Here is a 23,895-nt window from a genome sequence, read left to right on the forward strand (position 1 = left end):
TGGTTTCATTTATAAAAACGGTTTACCGAGCCTCATAAAGGGGGTTCCAGAACTCAGCAACTAGCGTTGTGCGAGGCTGGGTAAACGTTGTTTTATTTAATGAAACGTAGTTTCGCTTACAGAAACATGTTGACAAGTTCAACAGCAGGTCCCAGAATCTCAAAGTAGTGCCACAGGGGTTCTATACGTCTGGTGGTCTGACAATCTGGCAGTGAAGGGGGAAATATAAGTGGGGGTTTTAACAGAAGTATACGAAATGTTAAACACGTGTAACAAGTGTGGTGGCTGCCATACAGCTTGTAAGACCTATAAATTGACTGGGTCAGAGGAAATGTCTACACGTGGAAGAATCCAGCTCATCAAAGCTGTCGCCGATGGGAAATTAGAACCTAATCAAGAGTACGAAGATGCGATCATGAGCTGTCTGTTGTGCGGAGAATGTGCAGTCACTTGCCCAAATGGTGTACATGGTAATGAACTCGTCATGGCTGCGCGTCGGGATCTCAAACTAAGAAAAGGAATCAAGCCGTTTGCTAAATCTTTTGCTTTAAAAACTTTAGCAAATCCGAAGAGGTTAGGCAGGGGATTCAGTCTTTTCGGCGGAATGGGCAAAAGTGTCCTCAATAAAATTGATGGACTGGACTATTTTCGCGGTATTGACATCCGGAACTTTCCTACTGCAAAAAAGCCATTTTTGGAACAGGTTCCGGAAAAGATTACGGTGCAACATCCAAAGCATAAAGTCGGGTTTTATGTGGGCTGTTTTCTCAATTACTCCTTAGACCAAACCGCTCATTCCGTTGTCAAAGTGTTAACGAAAAATGACTGTGAAGTTATTATTCCCAAAGATCAGGTGTGCTGCGGCCTTCCGCAATATTGCTATGGTGACTTTGAAACAGCGAAAAGAAATGCCCGTCATACTATTGATACCTTTTTAGATAAGTATAAAGATGCGGAAGTTGTTCTCTCCGCATGTGCGTCCTGTGCTTCGATGCTTAAACATGATTATCCTAAACTCTTTGCCGATGAGCCCTCATATCTTCCTAAAGTTAAACTGTTTTGTGAAAAAGTAGTCGAGTTTTCAGAATATATTGCCAAGATTGGTGTCGATCAGAGCAAACTCCATAATTCAAGTCCTTTGACAGTCACCTATCATGACCCTTGCCACATGGTTCGAGGGCTTAAGGTAACAAAGCAGCCCCGGCAATTGCTGCAAATGATTCCTCGGGTTGACTATGTGGAAATGTTTGAAGCCAATCGCTGCTGCGGGGCAGCCGGTCTGATACAAGCCTTTTATCATGAGGTGTCAACGGATATTACGGTTCAGAAGACACAAAACATCAAGGATACCAATGCGGATTTGGTGGCTACAAGCTGCCCGGCTTGCATGCTGAGACTTCAAGGCGGCATAAACAAAGCCGGTCAAAATCAAAAGGTTATGCATGTTGCCGATTTAATGGCCCACGCTTACGAAGACTGATTGAGTGTAAAATTGCCTTAACTTTGTATATAGTCTGACCATTACAGCTCACTATGGTCTGGCAAAAAAGGAAAATTTCCCTTTGCGGAACATGCTGACCGCAGGTTCTAGTAAATGAGTGGAAGGGCGGGTAGTCATGAGTAACGTCAATATCAGTAAGTTAAAGGGGATTGTTGGTGATGCCAATGTCATCGATTCCCCTGCCGAAATGGCTAAATATCTAAAAGGTCAAGGTAAGCCTGCAGCCGTCGTCTTACCCGGGAATACCTTGGAAGTTTCGAACATTGTTAAACTGGCCAATGAGCAGAATGTGAAATTAGTGGTAGGCGGGGCAGCCGTCAATACTCAGGGGATTGCGGGCGGGATTGCCATGGTCATGTCCCGGATGAACCGGATTTTAGAAATGGATCATCAAAACCTTGTGGCGGTCGTTGAACCAGGGCTTCTTCATAAGGAATTTCTTCTTAAGGTTGCGGAAGCCGCTTTAAATTTTCCTCCGGAACCCTACGAAGTCGAAACCAGTTCAATGGGTGGCTGCTTTGCGCTTGGAGATACCGATTCCAAATCCTTTGAATATGGCCCTAGCCGGACGTTTCTTTTAGGATTTGAAATGGTTCTCCCGACAGGGGAAATTCTGGATATCGGAAATAAATGTATTAAGAACGTTTCCGGTTTGGATTTCATCCATTTCGCTGTCGGAAGCCAAGGAACATTTGGGATTTTTACCAAACTTCTGGTGAAGCTTTTACCTGTACCGGAAGCTAAAAGAGCAGTGATTGGAACCTTCGCATCCGTGCATAAGGCTAATGAAACCTTTAATACTTTGATTAAGCGCAACGTGCATCCGACCCGGATGAATCTTATCAATGCCCCCCTGGCCAAAATTGCCAAACCCGGAACGGAAGGGCAGCTTGTGATCATTGATTTGCAGGGATATAAAGAGTCGGGTAAAAACGTAGCTAATGAAATTGCCGCAGTGTTAACCTTGGGCGGAGGCTCCGATGTAAAGATTATTGAAGACGGGGCCGAGTATGAACAAGTGATCAATGGTTGGCTTAACGTTCGTGCCGCCATCAATGCTAAACCGGAGCAGACCGTGGAGTTTACGGTTGGCCCGATGAAAATGCCTCAAGCCCTGGTTCAGCTTGAAACGCTTATAGGGGATCTGGGGGCTTATCCTGGCGTAGTTGTTGAAGGACTTCTCGGATATGTCTGTTTAGCGCTGCCCGAGGGCACCGATAAACTTGCTTTAGCCGGAAAAGTGAATAAACTGGCGATGTCCTTAGGCGGGAACGTGAAGGGCCTCTTAGGTCATAAGCTCAAAGCTGAAGTTTACAATGATGCGGAAATGTGGCAGCAAACCATAAGTTTGCTGCGTGCACTGCGTCAGCAATTTGACCCCAAAGGGATTCTCAGCCCTGGGGTAAGTCTAGAGGCTTAAGAAGAAGGAGGTCTGAATATGTTAAGCCAAACGGTTGTTAAGCGGTTGAAAGAAATTGTTGGGGAGAAAAACGTCGTTACAGACAAGGTTGGCCTGTTGACTTATGGTTATGACGGCACGTTATTATCCGGTGAAGCCTTAGGAGTCGTTTCTCCGCATACAACGGAAGAAGTCGTTGAAATCGTCAAATTGATGAACGAGCATAATATTAAACTCGTTCCTCGGGGCGCCGGTACGAATGAGAGCGGCGGAACTATTCCTTCTCAAGATTCCGTGGTCATTAGCTTTTCTAAAATGACAAAAATTCATGAGATAGACACTGAAAACTTTGTAGCAGTCGTCGAACCCGGAGTAATCAATTTTGACCTGCAGGTTGAACTCGAAAAGAAAAAATTCTATTTTCCTCCCGACCCGTCCTCCTATAAGGCCTCAACCATAGGAGGAAATGTTGGTGAATGCTCCGGTGGACCGAAATGTTTTAAATATGGGGTTACCCGCGATTATATCTTAGGTCTGGAAGTCGTTCTCCCGAACGGCAAAGTTATTCAAACCGGAGGGCGTAATTTCCAAAGTGAGCCGGGGTATGATTTGACCCGTATCATTGTCGGTGCGGAGGGCACCTTGGGATTGGTCACCAAAGTCTTCGTCCGTATCATTCCGATACCCAGAGCCAAGAAAACCATGCTGGCTATTTACGACAAAGTCGAAGATGCATCGCAAACGGTTGCCGATATAGTTGCCGCCGGCATTATTCCGACCACCCTGGAATTGATGGATAATTTGCTGATCAATACGACTGAGGATTTCACCCATGCCGGGCTGCCTCGTGATGCTGGAGCTGTTCTCATTATTGAGGTTGACGGCTATCCGGAAGATATGGACGGGCAAGTTAAGACAATTGGTGAAATCGCCAAAAAAATTGCCAAGGAATTTAAAGTCGCTCAATCGGCAATTGAAGTGGATCAAGTTTGGACTTCCCGGCGCAGTGCCTTCGGATCAGTTGCCCGCGTCAGACCGTCCTATGGTGTTAATGATATTACGGTTCCCCGGAGTAATTTCCCTAAAGCGATTGAGGGAGTTCTCAAAATTGCCAAGGATTATGGTGTGACCATCGGAGTTGTGGCTCATGCCGGTGACGGAAATCTTCATCCATTGATTCTTTTTGATCAAAGAAACAAAGAAGAAGTTGACACCGTCCATGCCGCTGAACAGGCGCTCTGTATGATGGCTCTTAGTCTCGATGGCACCATAAGCGGCGAGCACGGCATTGGGCTTGTCAAGAAGAAGTATCTTGACTCTGAGTTTAAACCCGAAGCTATGGAAGCCTTCAGAAAGATTAAACGGAGCTTTGACCCGGATAATCGCTTTAACCCCGGGAAGGTCATTGACCTGTAGGCATCTCCCCGATCCTCGCTTCTATAAATTTTTCTCCAAGGGATAATTGGCAATTCTGTGGTTATGATAAATTGTAAGAATAGCAGGCAGTTGGTGAAATAATTCTGACGCCTGCTTTCTTTTAAAAAAGTTGGAGGGGCTGCTACGTGGAAGAAAGAGTTTTTTCCTTGGACAAATTGGCTCGCTTTGATGCGAATATTCCTCAAAAAGTAGTAGTTTACCAATCGGATAAAACCTTAGGCGTTATGTGGTGTCTGGAACCCGGCCAAGAAGTATTTCTGCATCAGCATCCCAATGCGGACGATGTCTGGATATGCCTTGAAGGAGAGTCCGGACTCTATTTTGCTGGGGATGGACAAGAGGTTGAGATTAAAAAGGGCATGGCAATTTTGGCGAAAGCCGGACAAACTCATGGTATGCGCAATACCGGCTCAAATCGTTTTGTTTTTATCGGCATCGCCGGGCCTACACCTGTGGATACTGTTAAATTGCAGAAATAAAACGATGTTTCAATCCATAAATTTATTTTATCGTTAGGTTGACAAAGACCTTCAATTAAAGTGTTGACTAATCTAAAAATACGTAAGATAATGGAGTAGGGAGTAATGAAACAGGGTTTCAAATAGTAAAACAAAATCTTTAAGAATAAGTTATCAGCTTTAAAGATTTAGTAAGCCCTAACGCCAGTGATCCAACTGTGTAGAAGGGAGGGAATTTCTTTTAATTGTAATTGAGTAGCTATTCCAGGTTCGAACCCAAGTAGTTACAGAAAATTTCATTATGGAAGTGATAACGAATGGCAAAATTTCTCGAATATCAAGGAAAAGAATGGCTCAGGAAAGCTGGAATGCCCGTACCCCTGGGAAGAGTAGCTGCTAGTCCTGAGGAGGCACGTCAAATTGCCGAGGAAATTGGCAAGCCTGTAGCCGTAAAAGGCCAGCTTCAAGCTGGGGGACGCGGTAAAGCTGGAATCGTTAAATTGGTGAATACGCCGGATGAGGCTGCCGCCGCTGCTGCAGAAATTCTCGCTAAAACAGTTAAAGGTATGGCAATTCATCAAGTTCTCGTGGAAGAGAAATTGGATATTAAGAAAGAGTTCTATTGTTCTTTTGTTATAAACGGAGCCCGGGAAGCTCGTTCCCCTATGCTGATGTTTAGCACTGAGGGGGGGATGGACATTGAAAGCGTACCGGAAGAATTGCTTTTAAAAATCAATGTCGATCCGATCCACGGCTTACAGCCTTATGATGCCGTCGATTTGTGTGCCCGGGCTGGAATTCCCGCACAAGAGCTTAGTAAGTTTGCCGGCTTCCTGACGAAACTGTCGCAAACGTATAAAAAGTATGATTGCCAGACTCTGGAGATTAACCCCTTTATTATGACCGGTGATGGAAATCTGGTTTGTGCCGACTGTAAGATGGAAATTGACAACAGTTCCGTCGGTCGTCATCCGGAATTCGGTATTGCCATTGCCCGCGATCTGCCGGGTGCTCCGACAGAACTGGATCTTATCGGCTGGAGTATTGAGGAAACCGATGCACGGGGAACCGGGTTCCTGATGAACATGGGCTATGACGAAGTAAGCCCGGGTCATATAGGTTACCATCCCATTGGCGGCGGTTCCGCAATGATGGGACTGGATGCTTTAAATCAAGTGGGATTAAAGCCTGCTAACTATGCGGATACCAGTGGTAATCCAGTCGGTTCGAAGATTTATCGGGTCGCTAAATGCGTTCTTTCCCAGCCTAATATTGACGGCTATCTGCTCGGCGGATTCATGATGGCCAACCAAGAACAATGGCATCATGCTCATGCCATCGTTAAAGCGCTTAGAGAAATCCTTCCTACTCAAAAGCCAGGTTTGCCTTGTGTCTTACTGCTCTGTGGCAACAGAGAAGACGAATCCCTTGAAATTCTCAGAACGGGACTTGCCGATCTAATGACACCGGAAGGTCCGGGTAGGAGAATTGAGATTTATGGGAAAGAGCATGTAACAGATACCAAGTTTATCGGCGAAAGACTTTTAACTCTCAGTAAAGAATATCGAGCTGAGAAAGAAGCTCAAGGAAAGTAGGGAAAAACAGTGCTGGAATTCGCAGAAAAAAGTCTGAAGGTAAAAATCGATACCAGCAAGTGTGATACATGCGAAACGAAAGCATGTGCTGACGCGTGCAAAAAATATGCCAGAGGGTTACTCGGTATTAATGACCAAGGTAAAGCATCGGTTGAACACCGCTCTGCAGAAGAGTGTTTGCGGCTGGGTACTGAGTGCTTAGCTTGTGAGTTTGCTTGTAAGACCCGCGGTAACGATGCCATTACGATTGAAATTCCTGTCAAAGGTTTAGATGAGTACCTCGCAAAACGCCAAAAATAAGAAATAAAGTAGGTATGAATAAAATTAAGAACCTAGCAAATTGTTAAATGAGGGATTTATAAATGGGCATTTTAATCAATAAGCAAACTAGAGTAATTGTTCAAGGGATAACGGGTCGGGAAGGTTCAGTCAGAACAAAATATATGAAAGAATATGGTACCAACGTTATCGGTGGAACAAGCCCTGGAAAAGCCGGTGAACTAGTACATGAAATACCGGTCTATAATACCGTCAAAGAAATTGTGCGTGAAAAAGGCGAGATTGACTTTAGTGTTATCTTTGTTCCGGGGCGTGGATTGAAGACTGCAGTTTATGAAGCGGCAGATTCGGGTGTTAAAAACATTATTCCTTGTGTAGAAGGAACCCCGATCCACGATATCATGGACATGATCGCTTATGCCGAGTCCAAAGGATCCAGGGTACTTGGCCCGGGCTCAATCGGAATTATTACGCCTGGTGAAGCCGTTGTAGGTTGGCTCGGCGGCAATAGAGAATGGGCCAATAAGTTCTTTATTAAAGGCAATATCGGAGTATTCTCAAGGAGCGGCGGACAATCCGGAACTATTCCTTGGCTGCTCAGGGAAGGGGGATTTGGAGTCAGTACGGTTATTCATACCGGTACAGAGCCCGTTCTTGGCACTTCCATGGCAGATCTGCTTCCGATGTTTGAGGCTGATCCGGAAACAGCCGGCGTGGCTGTCTATGCGGAAATCGGCGGCTCACAGGAGGAAGAATGCGCGGAAGTTATTGCCTCCGGTAAATTTACCAAACCTTTTGTAGTCTATGTGGCAGGCGCCTGGGCTCCGGCAGGTCAGAGATTCTCTCACGCCTCTAATATTGTGGAGCGTGGCCGCGGCTCAGCTAAAAGCAAAATGGAAGCCATCACCAAAGCCGGCGGCTATGTCGCCGAAGTGCCGACAGATATTCCTCTTATCTTAAAGGAGAAAGTCAAAGCCTAATTCGTTATTTTTCCCTAGAAATCCTAGGAATTAAATTTAATAAAAGCGGGAGGTAAATTATTATGACTATTATGAGATCAATTTTGTATATTCCTGGTAACAATCCTAAAATGGTTGCTAAAGCTCCGGAGTTCCCGGCTGACATTGTTACCTTAGATCTTGAGGATTCCGTTCCACCGGCTGAGAAAGAAGCTGCTCGTAAAATAGTTGCTGAAAACCTCAAATATGCGGCTGGCGGCGGTGCCCAAGTATTCGTACGTATTAACAACTGGGAAACCGAATTGACCAACGACGACTTAGAAGCTATCGTTTATGAAGGTCTTGCCGGAGTTACTTTAGCAAAAACCGGTTGTGCCGCAGACGTACAACGTTTGGATTGGAAGCTTGAAGAACTTGAGCGTCGTCGTGGTTTGGAAGTTGGAAGTGTTAAGATCTCCATGCTTCTGGAAACTGCTAAAGGGGTTATCAATGCTGCAGAATGCTGCTTAGCAAGTAAACGTAACGTTAACGCTATCTTTGGTGCCGTTGACTATTGCCGTGATATGCGTGTTAAATTGACCAACGAGAGTGTTGAACAGCAATACGCTCGTTCCCATGTTGCAGTTGCCTGCCGCGCAGCCGGAATCGTTGCCATTGACGCTCCTTTCGTTGACTTCAAAAATATTGAAGCCTTTGAAAGAAATGTTGCCGAAGGCCGTCAAATGGGTTATGAAGGCCGCATGATTATCCATCCGGGACAAGTCGAGCCTTCCAACCGCATGTATTCTCCCGATCCAGCCGATGTTGAGTGGGCACGCGGAGTTGTTAAAGTCTTTGAAGAGGAAGGAATTGCTAAGGGCAAAGCTTCCGTTTCCTATAATAACAAAATGGTTGACACCCCGGTTTACCTCAATGCTAAAGATATCTTAGCTGCACAAGCTGAAATTGATGCTAAAAACGCAGCAAGTCAAAAAGCCTAAAGTAAGTGAGACCTGGTCACTTATTCAAGTGGCCAGGTTTTCTTAATACGGGCGGTCTCTTGCGCTCCGCTGTCCCCTGAGAAGACAGTGTCTTCGGATGCCGGCCCAATTTTCTTTAGGCTATAAAAAAGCTTGATTTTCTTGTATACTTTATACAATATAAATCCGAGCGAATGTTTGCCTGAGTACGAGATTAACTATTAAACAGTGTGATGAGAAAGGATTGGTGTAGCTATGGGTCTTCGTGAAGATGCCCTTAATCTCCATAAAAATAATAAAGGTAAGATTGCTGTTGTCAGCAAAGTACCCGTTCGCAACGGTGATGATTTAAGCCTTGCCTATTCTCCCGGAGTAGCTGAACCCTGCTTGGAAATTGCCAAAGATCCCGCTTTAGTCAATGTTTATACAAACCGTGAAAATTTGACGGCTGTTGTATCCACAGGTTCTGCGGTTTTAGGGCTTGGCAATATCGGCGCTCGTGCCGCTATGCCTGTCATGGAAGGTAAAGGAATTCTTTTCAAGACTTTCGGAAATGTAGATGCTTTTCCCATTTGCTTAAATACTCAGGACAGTGACAAAGTCGTTGAGACTGTTAAGCTTCTGGAACCTACCTTTGGTTCCATTAATCTGGAAGATATTAAAGCTCCGGAGTGCTTCTATATTGAAGAAAAACTTAAAGAAGTTTATGATGGGCCGATTTTCCACGATGATCAACACGGAACCGCGGTTGTCACCATGGCCGGATTGGTAAACGCTTTAAAAGTAGTTAAGAAAGAGCTTAAAGATGTTAAGATTGTCGTTAACGGCGCGGGAGCCGCCGGAATGGCTATCGTTAAACTCTTAATGAGTATGGGACTTCAAAATGTAATCATGCTCGATACTAAAGGTTCAATTTATGAAGGCCGTCCAGAAGGCATGAACAAATACAAAGATGAAATTGCTCAAAAAACAAACCGTGAATTGCTTAAGGGTAATTTAGCGGATGCCTTAAAAGGCGCCGATGTCTTTATCGGAGTTTCCGGAGCGAACCTCGTTTCCAAAGAAATGGTCAAATCAATGGCTCCAAATCCCATTGTTTTTGCCCAAGCAAATCCGGTTCCTGAGATTTGGCCCGCCGATGCCCAAGAAGCTGGGGCTGCTGTTGTCGGCACAGGCCGCTCTGACTATCCGAACCAAGTTAACAACGTTTTAGCTTTCCCGGGAATTTTCCGCGGTGCCATTGATGCCGGAGCAAAAGTTATCAATGAGGAAATGAAAGTTGCGGCAGCTTACGCTATCGCCGGTATCGTATCCAGCGAAGAGCTTAGTGCAGACTATGTAATACCTAAAGCTTTTGACCTGCGCGTTGGACCTGCCGTCGCTGCAGCAGTTGCCAAAGCGGCTATGGATACGGGAGTTGCGACTCACAATGTTGATCCTGAGCAAGTCGCTGCCAATTTGCGTAAATATTACGAGAGTAAATAATAGTCTGTTTGAACAGCCTCACCGCCAATGACGTGTTGGCCTTGGAGTGGAGATAAGAATTAAACGGGATGCTTACCGGCAGGTAAGCATCCCGTTTTAACATAGGGATGCAGGATTAGTTTTGGCCGGCGCATAGAAGCAACAAGGCAGATGCCTGCTTCTTTACTCCCGGTTGAATCTCGCGAAAAGCGTATATTATAGATAAGTAAGGCGCTATATTGACCTGAAGTGGACTAACTGATAAGATGGTAAAAATTTAAATTATGGAGGGACTCGTATGGTTACTTCGATTGCCGTATTTTTAGAGACATGGGAAAAAGAGGAGGAAGCAACACTGCGCATTCTCAATGCTTTGACAGACGATTCTCTGAGTCAGAAAGTCTCGGAGGAGGACCGCAGCTTAGGTCGAATAGCTTGGCATGTAGCAACAACGATTCCTGAGATGATGTCTAAGACCGGGTTGGTGTTTGAAGGATGCCGAGACGATGATCCGGTTCCGAATTCAGCCCAAAGCATCTCAGATTACTATCAAAAAGTAAGTAAAATTATGGTCGCGGGAATCCGTGCTCGGTGGCAGGACCAGACACTATTAGAAAAGCGGAATATGTATGGGGAACAATGGACAATCGGAGAAACCTTAAGTGCTTTGGTAGATCATCAGATTCATCACCGGGGGCAAATGACGGTACTGATGAGACAAGCAGGATTGAAAGTCCCAGGCCTTTACGGTCCGGCTCGAGAGGACTGGAGCCAATTTGGTATGAAAGCCCCTGCGATTTAACGATCCTCTGAGCCAGAAACCTGGCAAACGGTCCTTATTAAAGGCAAATCAAACGATGGTTTAAACTAGGGAGTTTAAAGGAAGATGGCTAAAAGACTGGACTTTGAAAAGCAAACAGTACGAGCAATGCTCAGGCTATATTGTAAGGATCAGCACCACACAGGCAAGGGTTTATGTCAGGAATGTCAGGATTTGGAGAATTATGCTCTGGCCCGCCTGGCTCACTGTAAATTTGGGGAGCAAAAACCGACCTGCGGTAAATGTCCGGTACATTGTTATAAGCCTGACATGCGTCAAAGAATGCTGGAAGTCATGCGCTATGCGGGTCCTAAAATGGTGTTTTCTCATCCGGCAATGGCTCTCAGGCATTTAGTAGATGGTTTTAGGTTCTCCAAGAAGTAAATTCCTCTTTGCCGGGGAGTGTACGTGGAAATCCCGTCTTAAATTGATAGAAGTCATAGAGGCTGCTTAGAAAATCTGATAGATAGCTGATAATGGGCTCAAAAGTTCCGCCTTTGAATTTAAGGTGAGCCCTGGAGTAGCAGAGTGGGAGGCTTTGAGAGCCTGGAGAGTTACCGAAGGCAGGGCAAGATTTTGGCACTCTTCTAACGTGAAAAACCCGAGATTGCTAACTTCCTCGTCTTGTCCTTGAAGGGTTCCGCCAAGATAGTCCATGAGAAAAATGATATAGGCATCGTGTTTCTCAGACGGGCGGTCATGGAGAGCGATAAGAGACAGCGGTTTGGTCCGGATGCCCGTTTCTTCAAAGATTTCGCGCTTGACAGCGTCACCGATGGGTTCGTCTTGATTGACATAGCCCCCGGGTATAGTCCACATTCCTTTGCCGGGATTATGCCGGCGTTGAACTAAGAGAACTTTGCCCTCGTGCCAAAGAACCCCGCCTACTCCGAGGGAATAATCTCCCCAATGGACAAATGAACATACCGGACATGTTTTGCGCAAGTAATTGTCAATCACAGTTTCTTGCAGAGTTTGGCCGCAAACCGGACAATAGTTGTAGGGTGTTGAATTATAAGGCATAATTTTCACGATCCTTTCCTTAGTACTGGAGAATCTAATTAGGCTGAAGAGGACGGCTCACTTTTCGCTGAGAGACGCAGGGGCAAAATACACTTGCCGTAGATAAAAAACATAATTGAAGAGGCCGCCATGAAAGCTAGAGCAAGTATCCAAACACTGGAGCCTCCGCCGCAGTCATAAATGATGCCGCCGAGCAAGGGTCCCACCATTCGCCCTCCTGCGGATGATCCGCCCACGACTCCTTGGTAGGCACCTGTTTTTCCCGGCGGAGCAAGTTGGGCGGAAGCTGCGGGAACGGCAGGCAAAATCAGCATTTCGCCGAGGGTTAGTATAAGCATGGCAATTATATAAGATACATAGGGGAGTTTGCCCCAAATAATGATAAACCCGATCGCCAAAAGAATAGAGGAAAGGTAAAATTGGCGCTGAAATGAGCGGGCCCAGGTTCTAATCACCCAGTTAATCAAAGGTTGTAATGTTACGATAAAGACGCCATTCAGCGTCCAAAGCACACTATAAGAGAAGAGTGAAAAACCCAGTTGATTCATAACCACGGGTAAGATTGCCACAAGCTGGATGTAAGCGCCCCAGACGAAGAAAATACCGCCTCCCAAGGCGAGGAGTACTTTAAAGCTGCGGTCTTTCATCAGATGTTCAGTCTGTCGTTTTGCGGAGCTGCCGCGGAGGAGAGGTTTTTGTTCGGAAATGCCAACTGACACGATTAGAAAATAAATTATAAAGGCTATAGCATTCAAAGAAAAGGTAAGGCGAAATGAGACTTGGGCAATCATTCCTCCGATAGCTGTACCGATGGCGACTCCTGCGTTATTTGAAACATAAAGAAGGTTAAATCCCCGCCTGCCGCCCTCTGGCCAGACGGTATGCAGGAGTGCGTTCAAAGGGACAAAGATAAAGGCTTGAGCTAAGCCAAATAAGATAAATCCCGGCGCGTAAACATTCCAGACGGGAAAAAGCCCGATTGATCCAACTGTTAGGACTGCACCGACAAGGCCGACCATCATGACCTTTTTGGCTCCAAAACGATCCGCCATAAAGCCGCTCAAAAACTGTCCCAGTAAAGAAGCAGCAGATTGAAGGGCCAGAAGAGTACCGGCCTCCGTCAAGGTTCGGCCCAGAATGTTGTGCATAAAAAGACTGTTTAACGGCCACATTAAAGAATTTCCAATAGATTGGACGAATCCCCCTATGATGAGAATTGTGACGGCGCGGGGAATATCCGGGAGTTTCAATCTCAAATTAAATACCACCTTTAAAAAACTCGGAAATAAATACTTCGACATGCGTATAATAAAACCCTCTATCCGCTGACTAATCCGCTCTAAGACTCCCGCTTCTGGAAGCGGTGAGTTAAGAGCGGCTAAGTCCCTGGATAAGTGCGACTAAGGTTCTGCGCCATGGCCTTACTTGGAAAACAATTGAGAAAACTTGTAAAATCAGTTAAAATGATTATACAGCCGGAAATAGACTGTGAAAATACTTATGACTGAGTTGAGCCAGAGGGTGAGCCAAACCTTGCCAAGGATTCCCCGGCGCACGAGTATTGAATAGCTATCGTTATGGGTATAGTGGGAATAGGATATAATAAGGAGAGATAGTCCATATTTTAGGAGGGAGTGACAGGATTGTTTAAAAAAATTCTCGTCCCTACAGATGCCTCGGAATTTTCACGACGCGCTCTCAAAGCCGCCATAGATTTAGCCCAAACTGTTCAGGCTGAGATTGAGCTTCTCCATGTTAGCTATACTCCCCAGGCTTTTTGGGGATACACGATTTCCTATGGCATTACCGTAACTCAAGATCAGCTCGATCAAAGTGGAGAGCTGGCTTTGGAAGCCACTCTAGCGGGCGTTGACTCTGCAAAGGTTTTGATAAATCAGAAGGTTGAATCCGGCCACCCGGTAACGGTGATCCTGGATGAAATTAAAAAAGAAGGCATTGATTTGATAGTCATGGGGAGCCACGGCTATGGCGCAATCACAGGGTCTGTTTTGGGAAGCGTGAGTCAAAGAGTGTTGCAGAGAGCTAGCTGTCCGGTTCTTATTATTAAATAGACAGTGCGGAGTTTATCCTGGGATTTCAGGGCAAAAAATGTCGCAATCGAAATCCGTTGAGCGAACAGGAAAGACTTCCGGTAGTATTTTGGAAGGTTTTTGAGACAATTAGGATAAAACTCCTTGCATTACTTGCAGGGAAATTTTTTTTGATCACGAATAGCACAAGTAGAGAACCCAGAGGTTCAGGCACAGGAGACCGACATAATTACGTTACGATTTGGAGGTGCTGGCGATGTTCTTTCTATCAATGGGAGGAGACATCGCTTAACGTTCATGAAAGAGCATACTATTTGGCTTAGCCCTGAAGAACTCCAACAGATGCTGCAAGGGTCCTTGAATTGGCTGGATATTGCGCCGCGCGCGACTACGTCGCGAATAGGGATGCGAAGACTAGCGGAATTGACGTCTCCACCAAGAACGGATTTTGAAGAAACAGTTCAGCTTGATCCTCAGCAACTTGAGAAAAATGGGCCTAAGCCTTTAGAGGGGCAACCTGTTGTCTGGCTTCTGGGTGGTATCGGTCTTCTAACGTTGTCATCATGGTTCTATTTTGTTTTGTTTTCTAAATGATACTTCACTTGCTCTAAACAAATCCTTACAAAGGACCATTTTACGATGGGTCCTTTTTTATTAAGCCGGAAAGTATATTCGGTCAACTGCTTTCTTCCCGCAAAAGGTGCGGCCGGCAGCCGCCAGCCAGATTTTTTTAAGCTATATCTAAAATTATTTTAAAAAACCTTTGCAAATTTTGCGGAAAATGGGTATCATATAGACAGAAGGTCAGGAAAGGTCAATGTTTGTTTGGGGCTGGTTACGATGAAGATTATTTAAACAAGGAGTACATCAAGCTATGGGAAATCTTGCGGATCGCATTGAAGAATATCTAAAAAGAATTCTGGAACAAACGTCAGAGGGGTATATTATATTACAACGTAGTGAGCTGGCGGGCGAATTTGACTGCGTTCCTTCTCAGATTAACTATGTGTTGGATACTCGTTTTACTGTTGAACGTGGTTATTTAGTGGAGAGCCGCCGAGGAGGCGGGGGATATTTGCGTATAGTCCGCCTGGGGTTGGGTTTGGAAGGTCAATATCAACAAATTATGCGGCAATTAATCGGAGATCAGCTCTCTCGGGGGCGCTGCAACGGGCTGGTTGACAGACTGCTTGATGAGGAACTGGTGACGGTCCGCGAAGCGGCCTTGATCAGGGGAATCCTTGCGGGTGAAGCTTTGCGGGGGGAATTTAGAGATTGGGATGAATTACGCGCTCGGTTAATGAAGGCTATTTTGACTACGTTGAGCAGGGATGATTTGCTTTAAAGGGGGATTGTGTTATGCTATGCCAACATTGTCAGCAGAGAGAGGCGAAAGTACAGATATCAAAAACAGAAAACGGACAAACACATGAAGTATATCTCTGTGAAGTTTGTGCCAAACAAACTCAGGAGGTCAGTTTTATATTTCATCCGATTATAGTACCTGAATTCTTGCAAGCTTTATTTGGACTAAATCCTAAACAGCCGGAACAACCTTCAGAAAAAGTTTGCCCTAAATGCGGCATATCCTTTTCCAAGATTACTCAAGCCGGTAAATTGGGCTGTAGCACTTGTTATGAAACGTTTGAGACTCAATTAGAGCCGTTGCTACGCCGGGTTCACGGCGGAGGACAAAATGTGGGCAAGATTCCCCACCGGCGCGGGAGTGCCATAAAGAATAGAATGGAAGTGCGAAAACTTAAGGAAAAGCTTCAATTGTTAATTCAACAGGAGAATTTTGAAAGCGCTGCTGTGGTTCGAGATCAAATTCGGCAGATTGAACAGCTGAAGGGAGGGGAAAACCATGACACGTAAAGAGCTTCTTTTACGAAATAGCGCTTGGATGACTGAAACGGATTCGCCGGTTGTGATTAGCAGCCGGGTGCGGTTAGCCCGCAACCTGGAAGACTTCCCCTTCCCGCACATTTTAAGTGCCGAAGGGGCAAAGCAGGTGGAAGAAACAGTGGCCCAGGTCCTTTCGGACCTGAAAATAGACCAGGACCCTTTGGAGTATATTTCTCTCACGGGACTGAGCGGCGTAGAACATCAGGTATTGGTTGAAAAGCATTTAATCAGTCCGAGTCTGGGAGGAATCTCAGGCGCGAGCGGAGTTGCACTTGCTGCGGATCATAAATATGCCATTATGGTTAATGAAGAGGATCATTTAAGAATTCAAGTGCTCTTGCCCGGGAGGCAACTGATGGAGACCCACCGCCTGGCTACGGCTTGTGATGATGCTCTGGAAGAGAAACTTGATTTTGCTTACCGCGAAAACCAAGGATACCTCACAGCTTGTCCGACCAACGTCGGGACAGGTTTGCGGGCTTCGGTCATGGTCCATTTACCCGGCTTGGTGATGACAAAACAAGTGCAGCAAGTTCTGGGGGCCTTGACTAATTTGGGATTGGCTATTCGGGGATTATACGGCGAAGGGTCTCAAGCCTACGGGCATATGTTTCAAGTGTCCAATCAAATAACCCTCGGAAAAAGCGAAGAAGATATACTCACCCATTTGGAAGCGGTAACCGGACAAATCCTGGAGCATGAACTTCAGGCCCGGGAATATCTTCGCCGGCAGATGCCCGTATTTCTGGAGGACAAAGTCTGGAGGGCTCGGGGAACGCTGCAAAATGCCCGCTTGCTTACTTCTGAAGATGCCATACAATTATTATCCCTTGACCGCTTAGGCGTGGATATGGGTTTATTGCCTAAGAATAAGGACAGTTTTGCCACCTTGCTCGTTGCTACACGACCAGGATGCCTGCAATACATCCTGGACCGCGAACTTGACCCTAGCCAGAGAGATGAAGAAAGAGCTCGCCTGATTCGGGAGCGGACCACGTAATTTTGGCTTTGAGCTTTTCAGTATCTTGGATTGTGGTCCGACAAGGAAAGAAATCTTGCCATGTTGTTATTAATGAAAGGATGAAAGAGATGAAAGGACGATATACGGAACGTGCCGAGAAAGTTTTAACGATTGCCCAGAGTGAAGCGAAACGAATGGGACATCAGGTTGTAGGGACTGAGCACATTTTACTGGGTTTGATTCAGGAAGGGGAAGGGATAGCTGCTCAAGCCTTAAAAGGGTTGGGCTTGGATCTTGAGAAAATTCGAGGCATTGTAGAAGAAGTCGCAGGTGTAGGTCAACCCAATAATGGAGTTATTGAGCTGACTCCGCGTGTAAAAAAGGTCTTAGAGTTGGCCAATGAGGAAGCTCACCGTCAAGATGTCAATTATATCGGTACAGAACACATTTTGTTAGGGCTGATCATGGAAGGGGAAGGAATTGCCGCCCGAATCCTGGCCAATCTTAACGTAAGCCCGGAAAGGGTCTGGAAACAAGTGGTCAAGTTATTAGGCGGAGAATTAGACGAATCCTCTATTCCGGCTGCTAATTCTGTTCCCGTGGCCAAAAATGCCGGGCCAGCAAATACCCCTTCTCTGAATGAATTTGGACGCGACCTGACGCAGCAAGCCCGCGAGGGCAGGTTGGATCCGGTTATTGGCCGGGAAAAAGAAATAGAACGGGTCATTCAGGTTTTAAGCAGGCGCACAAAAAATAATCCAGCCTTAATTGGAGAGCCGGGCGTGGGTAAAACGGCCATCGCCGAGGGATTAGCCCAGGGCATCATCAGTGGCCGGGTTCCGGAGATTCTCATTAATAAACGGGTTATAACTCTTGACCTTTCGGCTATGGTTGCAGGCAGTAAGTACCGGGGCGAATTTGAAGAGCGTTTAAAAAAGGTGATGGATGAAATCCGGGCAGACGGCAACATTATTTTATTCATTGATGAATTGCATACACTCATCGGCGCCGGTGCGGCTGAGGGAGCTATCGACGCGGCAAACATTTTGAAACCCGCCTTGGCGCGCGGGGAGCTGCAGTGTATCGGTGCAACGACGCTGGAAGAATATCGCAAATACATTGAAAAGGATTCCGCGCTGGAGCGGCGTTTTCAACCTATTACCGTCAGCGAACCGACCGTAGAGGAAGCCATCTTGATACTTCACGGCTTGCGGGACCGCTACGAAGCTCACCATAGAGTAAAAATCACAGATGAGGCCCTGGAGGCTGCCGCCCGATTGTCTGACCGCTATGTTTCAGACCGTTTCTTGCCGGATAAGGCCATAGACCTTATGGATGAGGCAGCATCGCGGGTTCGGCTGGCCAGCTTTACGGCTCCCCCGGACTTGAAAGTGCTGGAAGGAGAAATCGAAGGTCTGAAAAAAGAAAAAGAAGCGGCAGTTTCCAGCCAGGAATTTGAAAAAGCTGCACAGTTCAGGGACCAGGAACACAAACTTAAGGAAGAACTCTCCAAGCAACGGGAGGAATGGGAGAGTCAGCGGCGCAAAGAAAATGCCATGGTGACAGAGGATGATATTGCTCAAATTGTGGCCAGTTGGACGGGAATTCCGGTCAAGAAATTGGCACAGGAAGAAAGTGAACGCCTTTTAAAGCTTGAAGAGATTCTCCATCAACGGGTAATCGGTCAGGAGGACGCCGTTACCGCCGTAGCGCGGGCCGTTCGCCGGGCACGGGCGGGATTAAAAGATCCCAAACGTCCGATAGGTTCTTTTGTCTTTCTGGGGCCAACCGGCGTTGGCAAAACTGAGCTGGGCCGCTCTTTGGCGGAAGCCATGTTTGGAGATGAAAAGGCTTTAATCCGCATTGATATGTCGGAATACATGGAGAAACATGCCGTTTCCCGACTGGTGGGGGCACCTCCCGGATATATCGGGCATGATGAAGGCGGGCAGCTTACAGAAGCAGTTCGGCGAAAACCTTATAGTGTTGTTTTATTGGATGAAATTGAAAAGGCGCACCCAGAGGTATTTAATATTCTGCTGCAGGTACTTGAAGATGGACGGCTTACGGATACCAAGGGAAGAACGGTTGATTTCCGCAATACCGTGATCATCATGACCTCTAATGTCGGATCTTCGTTTTTACGCAAAGAAGCCATGGGCTTTGCCGCTCAGAGTGATGAGAAAACAGAATACAAAAATATGCGCGGTCAAGTCATGGAGGAATTAAAGCGTACTTTCCGGCCGGAATTTCTGAATCGTATTGATGAGCTTGTAGTTTTCCACTCTCTGAAAAAGGAACATTTGGCCAAGATTACGGAAATTCTCGCGCTCCAAATGAACAAACGTTTGCTGGAACACGGCCTTGAGCTTCAAGTTGATCCCGGTGCCATTGAGCTCATTGCTAAAGAGGGAAATGATCCAACCTTTGGCGCTCGGCCATTGCGTCGGGCGATGCAGCGTCTGATCGAAGATGCCCTCTCTGAAAAGATCCTCGAAGGAGAGTTCAAAGCAGGGGACAAAATCCGCGCCCAGGCAGAAGACGGCAAAATAGCCTTCTCACGGGCCTAAAGAAGGAACACGGAAGGATGTCTTGAGGCACAGTAGAATATTTAAATAATGCTAAAAAGGGTGTCCCGGAAATTTAAAGCAAATTTTCAGGGACGCCCTTTTAATTTTCCGGGGAAATATGGATGTTATTCTTTAAAGAGGCAGGTAGCTAAAGCTTGCCCCGCATACTTTGGCGCAAGTTGAGGCTCCTATCATTTAGATAAAAACAGACAAATTAAATGACGTAACTCTTTTAGAAAGGTCTAAAAAGGACAAAAAATATCGAAAATCGCAAAATCAATTAGGATTTTCTCGGTAATAGTCGATTAAAAGTCCTTGTATATGCTATAAGAACAACATATAATAGGTGCAAGAAGAATTGGTACCTACCAATTTTGGTTTAAATTCTGGGAAAGGAGGATTTAAAAAATAAGCTAAAATTGTGCAGATTTTGGCTTATTCAATGTAAATAAGAAACTGTATACCTTTATTGTATCTTAAAAATCATTATTTGTACAAGGAAAATTGGAAGAAGAGGTGTTTTTAATGATTGTTGGATTGCCAAAAGAAATTAAAAATAATGAAAATAGAGTCGCTTTGACCCCTGCAGGGGCTCATGCCTTAGTGCATGAAGGACATAAAGTTATCGTTGAAACATCTGCCGGAGTGGGCAGTGGTTTTAGTGATGACGAGTATATTACGGCCGGTGCTGAAATTATTAGCTCTGCTGAAAAGGTCTTTGCTAGTGCGGATATGATTATAAAAGTTAAAGAACCGTTACCTAGTGAATATGACTTGTTAAGAGAAGGACAAATTCTGTACACTTATTTGCATCTGGCACCCGATATGAACCAAACAAAAGCCCTTCTAAAGAATAAGGTCACAGGGGTTGCTTATGAAACTATTCAGCCGGAAGATGGCTCCCTCCCACTTTTAACTCCTATGAGTGAAGTCGCGGGAAGAATGTCTGCCATGGTTGGATCACAATTGCTCGCCAAATATAATGGCGGAAAAGGTGTCCTGCTCTGTGGTGTACCCGGTGTAGCTCCTGCTAAGGTCACGATTGTCGGCGGAGGTGTCGTCGGTACAAACGCAGCCAAGATTGCTTTGGGAATGGGAGCGGATGTCACGATTATGGATATCAATCCCAAACGTTTAAGAATGATCGATGATATGTTTGGTTTCCGGATTAAAACGGTCGTATCTACTTCATATTCCCTTGCGGAGACGATTGCTGATACGGACTTGCTGATTGGTGCTGTGCTTGTGCCTGGCGCGAAAGCCCCAAAAGTCGTTACTGAGAAAATGGTCGCTTCGATGCGTAAAGGTTCTGCTATCGTTGATGTCGCTATTGACCAAGGTGGATGTGTCGAAACCATTGATCATGCCACAACCCACGATGATCCTATCTTTGAGAAACATGGCGTCGTTCATTATAGCGTTGCCAATATGCCAGGAGCTTTTGCCAGAACCTCAACGTTATCCTTGACCAATGTTACATTGCCCTATGCTATCAAGTTAGCCAATAAGGGCATCAAGGCCGCACTAGAAGATCCAGCCTTAGCAAAAGGTGTTAATGTCATCAATGGTCACGTAACTTATGAAGAAGTTGCCAAGGCCTTGGGCCTTGCTTATGTTCCTTTAAACGAAGCCCTTTAAATTAGGCAGAAATGTCCAAATGAAATGGCCATAAGAAGGGAGTTAATATTATGAAGTGCGAAGAATTTAATGCTGATAAGTTAGTTGAACTCGATAAAAAATATTATTGGCATCATTTAACCCAACATAAGGTTTTTGAAACTCAAGAGCCGACCATTATGGTTGAGGGAAAAGGTTGTATAGTAAAGGATGTTCACGGGAAAGAGTTTCTTGACGGTGTATCCGGTGGAGTATGGTGTGTCAACGTGGGATATGGTCAAGATACCATAGCCGAGGCGATCTATGAACAATTAAAGGTATTGCCTTATTATGCAGGTTCGGCTGGGAATCCGGCACTCTTGGCCCTAGCGGAGAAATTAACCTCTCTTTTACCGAAGTTAGACAAGGTGTATATCTCCAACAGTGGTTCTGAAGCGAATGAAAAAGCCTTTAAGTTGTCCAGGCAATATTCCCGCCTGAAATACCCCTCTCAAGACCGGTATAAGATTATTTTCCGTGAGCGGGATTATCATGGCACGACGTTAGCTGCTTTGAGCGCAACGGGTCAACCAGAAAGAAAAATGGGCTATGAACCTCTAGTTCCCGGGTTCATGGGCATTGCGCCAGCTTACTGCTATAGGTGTAGTTTCGGTAAGTCCTATCCGAGTTGTAATATGGAATGTGCCGGTGACCTCGAAGCAAAGATTAATCAAGAAGGTGCGGATACTGTAGCCGCGGTTATTCTTGAACCGATTACAGCAGGCGGTGGCCTCATTGTTCCTCCCGATGGATATTTCGAAGTGATCCAAGAGATTTGCCAAAAATATGATGTGCTGCTCATTATGGACGAAGTCGTCTGTGGATTTGGTAGAACAGGTAAAATGTTTGGGCACGAACACTTTAATGTAGACCCTGATATGGTGACGATGGCCAAGGGATTGGCAAGTGCTTACATGCCGATATCCGCTACGGTCATTAAGCAGAAACTATTTGACCGGTTTTTAGCAGATCCGAGCGACACCATGCACTATTTCCGGGATATTAGTACCTTTGGCGGGAGTGCAGCGGCATGCGCCGGAGCTAATGCCAACATTAAGCTCATCGAACAACAAAAGTTATGCGAAAATAGCAAAGAGATGGGTGACTATTTAATAGGTCGTTTAAAAGAACTGGAGAGCTTTCCCATAGTGGGTGATATACGCGGTAAGGGCCTCTTTGTTGGGATTGAATTCGTCGAGGATAAGAAGACAAAAGCGCCTGTAAGCGAAAAAGTAATGGGGCAGATTTTGGGAAATTGTACGGCCCAAGGTGTGCTATTAGGCAAAATGAATCGGAGTATACCCGGATTTAACAATGTTCTTCAAATAGCACCCGCATTGATTATCACGAAACCGGAAATTGACAGGATTGTAGACGCTATCAAGAACGCCTTAGAAAAGGTTAAATAGATCAGTAAGAAACAGTATAAAGAGCCTATGAGTATGCATTATCCGACTCCGTTAGTTTAGTCATGCTATCTCTTTAAAAATTACTATTTGTCGGAATAGAGCATGTTTCAATAATTCAGTGAGTTGCTAATCGGCTTATAGGCTCTTTGTGTACTTGTTAAAATCTCAATGGAGGAGAGTTTGACATGATGACTTTTTGTGGTCCGAAACGACTCGAAGTTGGGTTCAATAGCTTCAGCCGTATCGGAGAACTCGTGAAAGCGATTGGTGGAAACAAGGTACTCGTAGTCATGGATGCCTTTTTGAATTCCCCCCAGATTGGTCTGGGTAAAAAAGTGAGCGACATTTTGTCTGAAGCGGGCATACCTATGGCAATTTATAGCGGAATTGCGAATGAACCTAATTCCGATAATATAACAGAGGGTCTGGATGCCGCCAAAGAATCGGAGTGCGACTGCATTGTGGCGATAGGAGGCGGCAGTTCAATAGACGCGGCAAAGGCAGTGGCTGCTTTAGCTGCAAAACCTGATATGATTTTCAGTGAGATTCCCAAACAAGCTCGCCTAGGGCGTTTACCGCTAATTGCCATTCCGACAACGTCAGGTACAGGTTCTGAAGCCACAAGGGTATCGGTCATTAATAATTCAAAGACCGGCATCAAGGAGAATCCAGGACATCCAGAGTTAGTGCCTGATATAGTAATACTTGATCCCCAACTCGTCATGACGCTTCCCCCGTCGTTAACCGCTTTTACGGGAATGGATGCTTTGACACATGCTATGGAAGCATTTGTCTCGAATAAAGCCAACAGCATGACCGATCTATACGCCTATAAAGCAATGGAGATGATTGGACAAGCCCTGCCTAAGGTTTTTGCGAATGGGAAGAATGAAGAGGAACGCCAAAAGATGGCGATAGCTAGTTATTATGCAGGGTTAGCTTTTTCCAATGCATCCACTAATCTTGCCCATGCCGGCGGCCGAGCCTTAGGTGCCTATTTTCACATCCCCCACGGCTTAAGTGTCGCGTTACTTCTGCCCTTTGTTATGGAATTTGGCTTAGAGGTCGCGGAAGAACGTTATGCACGGGTAGCGGTAGCGCTAGGTGCCGATCCAAAGCTTTCCCAAAGAGAACTGGCCAGACAAGCAATTGACATTGTGAATAGTTATAATGATGCCTTTGGAATTTGGGACGAGGCGAAAAATAAATTTATAACGGATCTGGAGGCTTACCGTAAAGCGATACCTGAAATGGTAAGCAATGCCTTGGCAGGAAACGGTATATTGACAAATCCTAGGATTCCTACTGAAGAGGATGTGACGATGGTTTTTGAAAAATTAGCTGCTAAAATTAAGAGCTAAGGAACTTGACCTTCCTTGTTCTTAGTATTGTCACAGGGCTGTTGGGCCACATACCGCAGGTCGATTTTTTGAAAAATATCAAGGATAA

General features: G+C 45.6%; 22 protein-coding genes. 20 read left to right on the plus strand and 2 right to left on the minus strand.

Going from position 1 to position 23,895, the window contains the following annotated elements:
• Window positions 1–229 precede the first annotated feature (229 nt).
• The 11 genes from REC12_RS16490 (at window position 230) to REC12_RS16540 (ending at window position 11,255) form a co-directional block, all read left to right on the plus strand.
• Entirely contained in the window at window positions 230–1,480 is a 1,251-nt protein-coding gene (locus tag REC12_RS16490; protein ID WP_308896354.1) for a (Fe-S)-binding protein, read from the plus strand.
• A gap of 136 nt (window positions 1,481–1,616) precedes the next feature.
• On the plus strand, window positions 1,617–2,921 hold the full coding sequence (locus tag REC12_RS16495) for an FAD-binding oxidoreductase (RefSeq protein WP_308896356.1): 1,305 nt from the start codon (window positions 1,617–1,619) through the stop codon (window positions 2,919–2,921).
• An 18-nt stretch (window positions 2,922–2,939) separates the two neighbouring features.
• Window positions 2,940–4,316: an FAD-binding oxidoreductase gene (locus REC12_RS16500; RefSeq protein WP_308896358.1), complete on the plus strand. Its 1,377-nt coding sequence runs from the start codon at window positions 2,940–2,942 to the stop codon at window positions 4,314–4,316.
• Window positions 4,317–4,462: 146 nt separating this feature from the next.
• A complete protein-coding gene (locus REC12_RS16505; RefSeq protein ID WP_308896360.1) occupies window positions 4,463–4,816 on the plus strand; it encodes a cupin domain-containing protein in 354 nt (117 codons plus the stop codon).
• A 296-nt stretch (window positions 4,817–5,112) separates the two neighbouring features.
• Window positions 5,113–6,390: an ATP-grasp domain-containing protein gene (locus tag REC12_RS16510; RefSeq protein WP_308896362.1), complete on the plus strand. Its 1,278-nt coding sequence runs from the start codon at window positions 5,113–5,115 to the stop codon at window positions 6,388–6,390.
• A gap of 9 nt (window positions 6,391–6,399) precedes the next feature.
• Window positions 6,400–6,690 (plus strand): hypothetical protein, encoded by a 291-nt coding sequence (locus tag REC12_RS16515; protein WP_308896364.1) that lies wholly within the window; start codon window positions 6,400–6,402, stop codon window positions 6,688–6,690.
• Window positions 6,691–6,752: 62 nt separating this feature from the next.
• Window positions 6,753–7,649, plus strand: a complete 897-nt coding sequence (locus REC12_RS16520) for a succinate--CoA ligase subunit alpha (RefSeq protein WP_308896366.1) — start codon at window positions 6,753–6,755, stop codon at window positions 7,647–7,649.
• A 62-nt stretch (window positions 7,650–7,711) separates the two neighbouring features.
• Window positions 7,712–8,608: an HpcH/HpaI aldolase/citrate lyase family protein gene (locus REC12_RS16525; protein ID WP_308896367.1), complete on the plus strand. Its 897-nt coding sequence runs from the start codon at window positions 7,712–7,714 to the stop codon at window positions 8,606–8,608.
• A gap of 234 nt (window positions 8,609–8,842) precedes the next feature.
• Window positions 8,843–10,072: an NAD(P)-dependent malic enzyme gene (locus tag REC12_RS16530; protein ID WP_308896369.1), complete on the plus strand. Its 1,230-nt coding sequence runs from the start codon at window positions 8,843–8,845 to the stop codon at window positions 10,070–10,072.
• Between the two features lie 277 nt (window positions 10,073–10,349).
• A complete protein-coding gene (locus REC12_RS16535; RefSeq protein WP_308896371.1) occupies window positions 10,350–10,853 on the plus strand; it encodes a DinB family protein in 504 nt (167 codons plus the stop codon).
• An 84-nt stretch (window positions 10,854–10,937) separates the two neighbouring features.
• The gene (locus REC12_RS16540) at window positions 10,938–11,255 is read left to right on the plus strand and encodes a nitrous oxide-stimulated promoter family protein (RefSeq protein ID WP_308896373.1); all 318 of its coding nucleotides are present in this window, start codon (window positions 10,938–10,940) and stop codon (window positions 11,253–11,255) included.
• A 66-nt stretch (window positions 11,256–11,321) separates the two neighbouring features.
• Here the strand turns inward: REC12_RS16540 and REC12_RS16545 are convergent, their stop codons facing one another.
• Window positions 11,322–11,894 carry an NUDIX hydrolase gene (locus tag REC12_RS16545; protein ID WP_308896375.1) on the minus strand — a complete coding sequence of 191 codons (573 nt, stop codon included), beginning with the start codon at window positions 11,892–11,894 and terminating at the stop codon, window positions 11,322–11,324.
• 38 nt (window positions 11,895–11,932) lie between these two features.
• Window positions 11,933–13,150, minus strand: coding sequence for an MDR family MFS transporter (locus REC12_RS16550; protein ID WP_308896376.1), 1,218 nt, complete (start codon window positions 13,148–13,150; stop codon window positions 11,933–11,935).
• A gap of 387 nt (window positions 13,151–13,537) precedes the next feature.
• On the opposite strand from REC12_RS16550, the gene REC12_RS16555 reads away from it, so the two are divergent.
• From REC12_RS16555 to REC12_RS16595, 9 genes are all read left to right on the plus strand, one after another.
• Window positions 13,538–13,966 (plus strand): universal stress protein, encoded by a 429-nt coding sequence (locus REC12_RS16555; protein ID WP_308896378.1) that lies wholly within the window; start codon window positions 13,538–13,540, stop codon window positions 13,964–13,966.
• 276 nt (window positions 13,967–14,242) lie between these two features.
• A complete protein-coding gene (locus tag REC12_RS16560; protein WP_308896380.1) occupies window positions 14,243–14,539 on the plus strand; it encodes a hypothetical protein in 297 nt (98 codons plus the stop codon).
• 280 nt (window positions 14,540–14,819) lie between these two features.
• Window positions 14,820–15,290 carry a CtsR family transcriptional regulator gene (locus tag REC12_RS16565; RefSeq protein ID WP_308896382.1) on the plus strand — a complete coding sequence of 157 codons (471 nt, stop codon included), beginning with the start codon at window positions 14,820–14,822 and terminating at the stop codon, window positions 15,288–15,290.
• A 14-nt stretch (window positions 15,291–15,304) separates the two neighbouring features.
• Window positions 15,305–15,820 (plus strand): UvrB/UvrC motif-containing protein, encoded by a 516-nt coding sequence (locus tag REC12_RS16570; protein WP_308896383.1) that lies wholly within the window; start codon window positions 15,305–15,307, stop codon window positions 15,818–15,820.
• Complete coding sequence (locus tag REC12_RS16575; RefSeq protein ID WP_308896384.1) at window positions 15,810–16,850, plus strand: protein arginine kinase; 1,041 nt, start codon at window positions 15,810–15,812, stop codon at window positions 16,848–16,850. The genes REC12_RS16570 and REC12_RS16575 overlap by 11 nt, the downstream gene beginning before the upstream one ends.
• A gap of 89 nt (window positions 16,851–16,939) precedes the next feature.
• The gene (locus tag REC12_RS16580; protein WP_308896386.1) at window positions 16,940–19,381 is read left to right on the plus strand and encodes an ATP-dependent Clp protease ATP-binding subunit; all 2,442 of its coding nucleotides are present in this window, start codon (window positions 16,940–16,942) and stop codon (window positions 19,379–19,381) included.
• Between the two features lie 525 nt (window positions 19,382–19,906).
• On the plus strand, window positions 19,907–21,019 hold the full coding sequence (gene ald / locus REC12_RS16585) for an alanine dehydrogenase (RefSeq protein WP_308896388.1): 1,113 nt from the start codon (window positions 19,907–19,909) through the stop codon (window positions 21,017–21,019).
• 50 nt (window positions 21,020–21,069) lie between these two features.
• Window positions 21,070–22,446: an aminotransferase gene (locus tag REC12_RS16590; protein ID WP_308896391.1), complete on the plus strand. Its 1,377-nt coding sequence runs from the start codon at window positions 21,070–21,072 to the stop codon at window positions 22,444–22,446.
• 185 nt (window positions 22,447–22,631) lie between these two features.
• A complete protein-coding gene (locus REC12_RS16595; RefSeq protein ID WP_308896393.1) occupies window positions 22,632–23,807 on the plus strand; it encodes an iron-containing alcohol dehydrogenase in 1,176 nt (391 codons plus the stop codon).
• Window positions 23,808–23,895 lie beyond the last annotated feature (88 nt).

Origin of the sequence: Candidatus Desulfosporosinus nitrosoreducens, from assembly GCF_030954495.1 — a bacterium.
In the GTDB taxonomy this organism is placed as follows: domain Bacteria; phylum Bacillota; class Desulfitobacteriia; order Desulfitobacteriales; family Desulfitobacteriaceae; genus Desulfosporosinus; species Desulfosporosinus nitrosoreducens.

Bases quoted from the DNA above. Each gene is read 5' to 3' on its own strand.
- REC12_RS16495 (WP_308896356.1), top strand. From the start codon at position 1,617: ATGAGTAACGTCAATATCAGTAAGTTAAAGGGGATTGTTGGTGATGCC.
- REC12_RS16500 (WP_308896358.1), top strand. From the start codon at position 2,940: ATGTTAAGCCAAACGGTTGTTAAGCGGTTGAAAGAAATTGTTGGGGAG.
- REC12_RS16510 (WP_308896362.1), top strand. From the start codon at position 5,113: ATGGCAAAATTTCTCGAATATCAAGGAAAAGAATGGCTCAGGAAAGCT.
- REC12_RS16520 (WP_308896366.1), top strand. From the start codon at position 6,753: ATGGGCATTTTAATCAATAAGCAAACTAGAGTAATTGTTCAAGGGATA.
- REC12_RS16525 (WP_308896367.1), top strand. From the start codon at position 7,712: ATGACTATTATGAGATCAATTTTGTATATTCCTGGTAACAATCCTAAA.
- REC12_RS16530 (WP_308896369.1), top strand. From the start codon at position 8,843: ATGGGTCTTCGTGAAGATGCCCTTAATCTCCATAAAAATAATAAAGGT.
- REC12_RS16535 (WP_308896371.1), top strand. From the start codon at position 10,350: ATGGTTACTTCGATTGCCGTATTTTTAGAGACATGGGAAAAAGAGGAG.
- REC12_RS16540 (WP_308896373.1), top strand. From the start codon at position 10,938: ATGGCTAAAAGACTGGACTTTGAAAAGCAAACAGTACGAGCAATGCTC.
- REC12_RS16545 (WP_308896375.1), bottom strand. From the start codon at position 11,894: ATGCCTTATAATTCAACACCCTACAACTATTGTCCGGTTTGCGGCCAA.
- REC12_RS16560 (WP_308896380.1), top strand. From the start codon at position 14,243: ATGAAAGAGCATACTATTTGGCTTAGCCCTGAAGAACTCCAACAGATG.
- REC12_RS16565 (WP_308896382.1), top strand. From the start codon at position 14,820: ATGGGAAATCTTGCGGATCGCATTGAAGAATATCTAAAAAGAATTCTG.
- REC12_RS16570 (WP_308896383.1), top strand. From the start codon at position 15,305: ATGCTATGCCAACATTGTCAGCAGAGAGAGGCGAAAGTACAGATATCA.
- REC12_RS16575 (WP_308896384.1), top strand. From the start codon at position 15,810: ATGACACGTAAAGAGCTTCTTTTACGAAATAGCGCTTGGATGACTGAA.
- REC12_RS16580 (WP_308896386.1), top strand. From the start codon at position 16,940: ATGAAAGGACGATATACGGAACGTGCCGAGAAAGTTTTAACGATTGCC.
- ald (WP_308896388.1), top strand. From the start codon at position 19,907: ATGATTGTTGGATTGCCAAAAGAAATTAAAAATAATGAAAATAGAGTC.
- REC12_RS16590 (WP_308896391.1), top strand. From the start codon at position 21,070: ATGAAGTGCGAAGAATTTAATGCTGATAAGTTAGTTGAACTCGATAAA.
- REC12_RS16595 (WP_308896393.1), top strand. From the start codon at position 22,632: ATGATGACTTTTTGTGGTCCGAAACGACTCGAAGTTGGGTTCAATAGC.